The sequence below is a fragment of the Desulfosporosinus sp. Tol-M2 genome (assembly GCF_059735615.1).
Map to the genome: position 1 here is coordinate 1 of NZ_JCAIJG010000083.1, position 5,758 is coordinate 5,758.

The window sequence follows — 5,758 nt, forward strand, 5'->3', positions numbered from 1 at the left end:
AGAAGAATTCTTCCCGTAATAAACCCATCAGAATGGCGTCGTGATATTTTCCTAACACAAAACGTGCTTCCCGCTGACGACCTTCAAGCTTGAAACCGACTTTTTCATAAACCTTGATAGCCCGAATATTTCCATCCCAAGTATCCAGCGAAATTCTGTGGAAATTCCACTGCGTAAAAAGGAAGCGCGCAAAGGTGATTAAGGCATCTGTGCCATAGCCTTTACCCCAATATGTTTTATTCCCAAGAACAATAAAGAGCGTGGCCGATTGAGCAGGGATATTAACTTCCTTAAAGCCTATAGTCCCAATGAGCAGTTTGTTTTCAGCCAAAATAGCATAGCGATAGGTATCCGGCAATTCGTCGAGAAACTTGACCGTAAGCTGCTCTTTGCTTAGCAGGGTATTTAAGGGCCAAGCCCCACTGGACCATAAATTTACCTCTTGATCATTATACCATTGATACATTGTTTCAATATCAGTATCTTCGACTGGACGAATCGATGTCTTCTGACCCGTTAGCATCATGCAGAACTCCTTAGTAATAGTAAGTATGTGTAATGACTACTAATTTTATCATATTATTTGTGTTGACAACAGTATTGAGTTAAGCATATAATACATTAAAATGATATGGTTACAGACAATGATAAGAAATAGTAAGTCATTGGGAATGTCTTAGCGAGTCAGAGAGGGTGGGAGTCTGGCACAATTTTCTTTGACAGAATGGCTCTTTGAGTTGTAATCCGAAAGCGTAATGCTAGTAGGTGATACCGGGGGTTTCCCGTTACAGAAACACGGATATCGAGAAGAAGCTTCTCCGCATCCGATTAGAGAGTTTGAGATATGCCAATTCCCATAAAACGGAAACAGCTTGTTTTATTAGGCAGGTCAAGGTAATTTCAGACAAATTAAGGTGGCACCGCAGAATGTTTTCTGTCCTTTGAGAGGATAGAGAGCTTTTTTTATTTACTGGAATACCCTTCGTAAACTAAATAGCCAGAGCCAATGATGAGAAATAGTAAGTCATATGGGAATGTCTTAGCGAGTCAGAGTGGGTGGGAGTCTGATACATTTCTCTTTGACGGAATGGGTCTCTGAGGTGCGATCCGAACGCGTAGAACGCAAGTAGATGATGCCGGGGGTTTCCCGTTACAGAAACACGGATATCGAGAAGCAGTTTCTCCGTATCCGATTAGAGGTTTGAGAAATAAACTAATTTCTAATTCCCTAGAACCAAAATAATTAATTTATTTGGGGGAGTAGGCATTAGAGTATCTCATATAAATTAAGGTGGCACCACAGAAAGCTTTCTGTCCTTCTAGAGGATAGAGGGCTTTTTTATTTAACCCATATAAAGGAGGGTCTAAAGTATGGAATCCCATATCCTATCTTCCATCATGCTCCAGCGGCAGCAGCGACTTAATAAGGCTCAGGAACGTTGCTCTCTGGGCCAACTTTGGCACCAACTGGAGAAAGCGTCCAGCTTCCTGCGGCGAGGTTGGCCTCTATCTACGGAAAGCTTCGAAGTAATTGCCGAAGTTAAGCGTGCCTCACCAAGTCTAGGACTGATTCCATGGAAATTCTCCTTACCAGACTTAGTCCAAGCCTATCAAGAGGGTGGGGCAGGGGTAGTCTCTGTACTGACTGAAGAGGACTTTTTTCACGGAAGTCTCTCAGACCTTAAACAGGTTCGTGAGACAACAGAATTACCGATCCTTCGGAAAGATTTTCTTTGGTCAGAATACCAAATCGTAGAAAGCAGATTAAACGGCGCAGATGCCGTACTGCTCATCATGTCTCTCCTTGATCCGGAGTTACTAAAGAAACTTTTGTCTTTGGTGGAGGATCTGGGCTTGGAGGCACTTGTCGAATGCCGTGACCGCGAAGAAGTTGAACAGGCCTTGACCGGCGGTGCGAAAACTATTGGCATTAATAACCGGGACTTGAGGACTTTTGAGGTCCGATTGGAAAAAACACTGGAACTTCGTTCTTTGATTCCAGCGAAATGTGTTGTGGTGAGCGAAAGTGGGATAAAAACTTCAGAAGATGTGGAACGCTTGGCCACGGCCGGAGTGAATGCGGTTTTAGTTGGAGAATCTTTYCTGCGCAGTAATGATCCCGCTGGGTATATTACCCGTTTGAAAGATGAGGGACAACTTAAGAAGAAACGGAGGAGYCCACATGGTTCGAGTTAAGATCTGCGGGATTCGTTCTTGGGAAGAAGCTAAGTGGGCTATTGATGCTGGAGCAGATGCCGTCGGTTTTATTTTTGTACCCCAAAGAAAACGCTATATACGACCGGAGCAAGCTCGGGAAATATCCTTAAACCTTCCTCCTTACGTTGCCCGTGTCGGGGTTTTTGTCAATGAGGACCCAACCATTGTAGCTGAGATTGTTCAACAAAGTCATTTGACAGCTATTCAGCTCCACGGAAGCGAAGCGCTTGAGGATTATCAAAGCATGGGGATACCTTGCATAAAGTCGCTAAATATCCCAATCGACTCGATTCTTATCTCGGAGGGGGCATCTTCATCCCAAAGTGATCAGCCCTTTTCCGAGCTTCAACTCCCCCTTAAAGAATGGAAGGGAATGCTGCAGGGTATTCTTGTGGACTCCTCTAACCAGGGACTGTTTGGGGGAACAGGTTCTTCTCTTCCCTGGGATAATCCCAGTCTCCAACACCTTTTTGAGTATATTCGGAGTTTTGATATTCCCCTTATTTTGGCAGGAGGATTGACTCCGGAAAATGTACAACATGCGATCCATATTGTGAACCCCTATGCCGTCGATGTCAGTTCGGGAGTAGAACGTTTGGGGGCTAAACATCCGGAGCTGATCAAATCTTTTCTAAAAAAAGCTAAAGAGCTTTAAGGACGGCGAAAAGCGTTCAACCTGAACTCTGAGAAAGTAGGTGAAAGAAGTAATGTATGCGAGGCAAAAGACTTGGTCATTCAAGGACGGCATATTTTTCAAAGGAATAATGATCCCAAGATTAGTTCAGCAGGGTCAACTTTTAGAAACTCTCTGTACCGTCTTATTGGAGGGGAATGAAGGGGAAACTGAACGAACATATATGGGATTTGGCACCGGCTGGACATTGACCAATTCGTTATCAGCCACTAAAGAACCGCTTGAAGATCTCCGAGTTTACATGAAGGAATTCAATCAGCAATTACACTTTTCATCCTCGGATACGCTTCAAGAGAATTGCACCCTGGAAAGCGGAATTTTCGGTTATATCGACTATGAATGGGGACTTCTCTGGCAGCGGCCTTCCAAGACAGCCGCACATCCGAATTATTTTTTCCGAATCTGTCCGGTGAATATCATTTTCTTACCGCAAACGCTGAAAATCGTGCTTGAAGTGTTCGGGGAAGAGCAACAAGAAACTTCCCGTCAGTTTCAGGTCTGGGAAAGTGCCCTAAATATTCTTTTCAATAACCAGATATCCGGATCGCAGCACTTTGAGAAAGATACTCCCGAACCCCTCCCTATCGGGGAACGAAACACCTGGGAGAGCAATATGTCTAAAGCAACGTTTTTAGCAGGTGTTGAGCAGATTAAGGAGTTCATCCGATCTGGTGAAGTTTTTCAAGCAGTTTTCTCCCAAAAATTTACACGTCGTATTTCGTTATCTCCGTGGCAAATATACCAACGACTACGCGTAGCAAATCCTTCGCCTTATCTTTTTTGGGTGAAAGGAAACGCTGAAACACTGGTTGGCAGTTCACCGGAACTACTCCTCTCATCTGTAGGTTCGAAAATCTCAACACGACCAATTGCCGGAACCCGTCCGAGAGGGCGGACAGAAGATGAGGACAAGACCCTGGAAGAAGAATTGCTCAAGGATATTAAAGAAAATGCGGAGCATTCCATGCTCGTTGACTTGGGTCGAAACGATATCGGAAGAGTTGCCGCATATGGGAGTGTTCGCGTCCCCCAGTATGGGGAAATAAAACGCTACTCCCAGGTAATGCATCTTGTATCTTCGGTAGAGGGCGAGCTGCGGACACCTCACGATGGACTGTCGGCTTTGCAAGCAGTTTTTCCGGCAGGAACCCTCAGTGGAGCGCCAAAAGTTAGGGCTATGGAAATTTTACAAGAACTTGAACGGGAAAAACGGGGGTCTTACGGCGGGGCCCTGGGGATTGTACGCTGGAACGGAGACGTTGATTTTTGTATTACTATCCGGACATTGCGCGTTACAGATTACGAAGTCTCTGTACAAGCCGGGGCCGGGATTGTTTATGACTCGGTCCCGGAGCGGGAATACGAGGAAACCCTGCATAAAGCAAGGGCCCTCATGAAGGTGGTTGATGAATGTGCTGATAATGATTGATAATTACGATTCGTTCACCTATAATCTCGTTCAAGCTTTTGGTCTGTTGGGCGCCGAGGTTGTTGTTTATCGCAATGACGAACAAGAGGTGCAAGCAATATTAGATGAAAAGCCGGACGGCATTATTCTTTCACCTGGGCCAGGTACGCCAAGAGATGCCGGGATCACCCTAAACCTCATTCAAAACGTTTTTAATAACGCGCTAAAGGGCCAAATAATCCCCGTCTTAGGCGTTTGTCTTGGTCATCAGGCCTTGGGCATGTCCTTCGGAAGTAAGGTGATTCGTGCCCCGGAAATCGTGCACGGCAAAACATCTCGAATATTTCACAATGGGCAAGGACTTTTCAAGGATTTAGAACAAGGGTTTCCGGCAGCCCGTTATCATTCCCTAATAGTTGATCCGGAGCAGCTAAATTCTGACCTTGAGGTAACTGCTCAGACAGAAGACGGCCTGATCATGGGCCTTTGTCACCGTAAGTATCCTTTCTTTGGAGTGCAATTTCACCCGGAAAGTATCATGACTCCCCACGGACCAAGAATTCTGCAGTCGTTTTACGCGTTGACCATCCAAAATAAAGAAGGAACGAACTTGAGTATCAGGCCTGCTTAATAGCAAATAATTAATGAAGGGGTTTTCGTAATGAGTAGAATCAGTGAAGCGTTAGATCAATTAGCCATAGGCAGGGACTTACCCGAAGAGCTTGTCGTTGGAATTATGAATGATCTTTTAGAAGGTGAGTTGACCCCTGTCCAAGTTGGAGGACTGCTCCTCGGTTTAAGGGTCAAGGGGGAAAGTGCGGAAGAAATTGCGGCATTTGCGAAAGCTTTACGGGCTGTTAGCCGTCAAATCTCTGCCCCGGACGGCGCTGTCGACACGGCTCCTCTATATCATCCGGCAATGGGAAAAGTGGCCTTATTTCGCCGGGAATTAGGTATACGAACCATATTTAATTTGTTAGGTCCTCTGTTAAACCCGGCTTCCGCACCCTACCAGCTGTTGGGTGTTTCTTCCCCTGGCTTATTGCCAAAAATGGCCGAAGCCCTAAAACGACTAGACAGTAAGCGTGCCCTTGTTGTGGTGGGGGACGATGGATTAGACGAAGTGACTCTGACTGGGCAAACCCATGCTATTCTTGTGGATCAAGGAGTTCTGAAACCTTTTGAGATTTTCCCTGAAGACTACGGCTTCAAGCGTTGTTCGTTGGACGCTCTCCGGGGCGGTAGTTCTGAAGAAAATGCCCGTTTAACCCAAGGGATCTTGCAAGGAGAAACAGGACCTAAGCGAGACATTGTTCTCCTGAATGCCGGTATAGCTATCTATGTAGCCAAACGTACAAATACTATTCAAGAGGGGATTGATTTAGCGCGTTATAGTTTGGACTCTGGGCAAGCCTTTGGGAAACTTAACTCCTTACGGA

6 protein-coding genes are annotated in these 5,758 nt (G+C 45.5%); 5 read left to right on the forward strand and 1 reads right to left on the reverse strand.

The window, feature by feature from the left end; translation table 11 throughout:
• Nucleotides 1-523 (reverse strand): GNAT family N-acetyltransferase (locus AC6I5A_RS06230; RefSeq protein ID WP_034613112.1); only part of this gene is annotated, 523 nt, incomplete at its 3' end.
• A gap of 848 nt (nucleotides 524-1,371) precedes the next feature.
• On the opposite strand from AC6I5A_RS06230, the gene trpC reads away from it, so the two are divergent.
• The 5 genes from trpC to trpD form a co-directional block, all read left to right on the forward strand.
• Complete coding sequence (gene trpC, locus AC6I5A_RS06235; RefSeq protein WP_052167933.1) at nucleotides 1,372-2,196, forward strand: indole-3-glycerol phosphate synthase TrpC; 825 nt, start codon at nucleotides 1,372-1,374, stop codon at nucleotides 2,194-2,196.
• Complete coding sequence (locus tag AC6I5A_RS06240; RefSeq protein WP_034613115.1) at nucleotides 2,183-2,872, forward strand: phosphoribosylanthranilate isomerase; 690 nt, start codon at nucleotides 2,183-2,185, stop codon at nucleotides 2,870-2,872. Before trpC ends, AC6I5A_RS06240 begins: the two co-directional genes overlap by 14 nt.
• A gap of 52 nt (nucleotides 2,873-2,924) precedes the next feature.
• Nucleotides 2,925-4,340 (forward strand): chorismate-binding protein, encoded by a 1,416-nt coding sequence (locus AC6I5A_RS06245; RefSeq protein ID WP_052167934.1) that lies wholly within the window; start codon nucleotides 2,925-2,927, stop codon nucleotides 4,338-4,340.
• Complete coding sequence (locus AC6I5A_RS06250; RefSeq protein ID WP_052167935.1) at nucleotides 4,324-4,950, forward strand: glutamine amidotransferase-related protein; 627 nt, start codon at nucleotides 4,324-4,326, stop codon at nucleotides 4,948-4,950. Before AC6I5A_RS06245 ends, AC6I5A_RS06250 begins: the two co-directional genes overlap by 17 nt.
• 30 nt (nucleotides 4,951-4,980) lie before the next feature.
• The coding region (trpD, locus tag AC6I5A_RS06255) for an anthranilate phosphoribosyltransferase (RefSeq protein WP_034613118.1) at nucleotides 4,981-5,758 on the forward strand (778 nt) is incomplete at its 3' end.

Coding starts and splice junctions, on each gene's coding strand:
- AC6I5A_RS06240 (WP_034613115.1), top strand. CDS start 2,183: ATGGTTCGAGTTAAGATCTGCGGGATTCGTTCTTGGGAAGAAGCTAAG.
- AC6I5A_RS06245 (WP_052167934.1), top strand. CDS start 2,925: ATGTATGCGAGGCAAAAGACTTGGTCATTCAAGGACGGCATATTTTTC.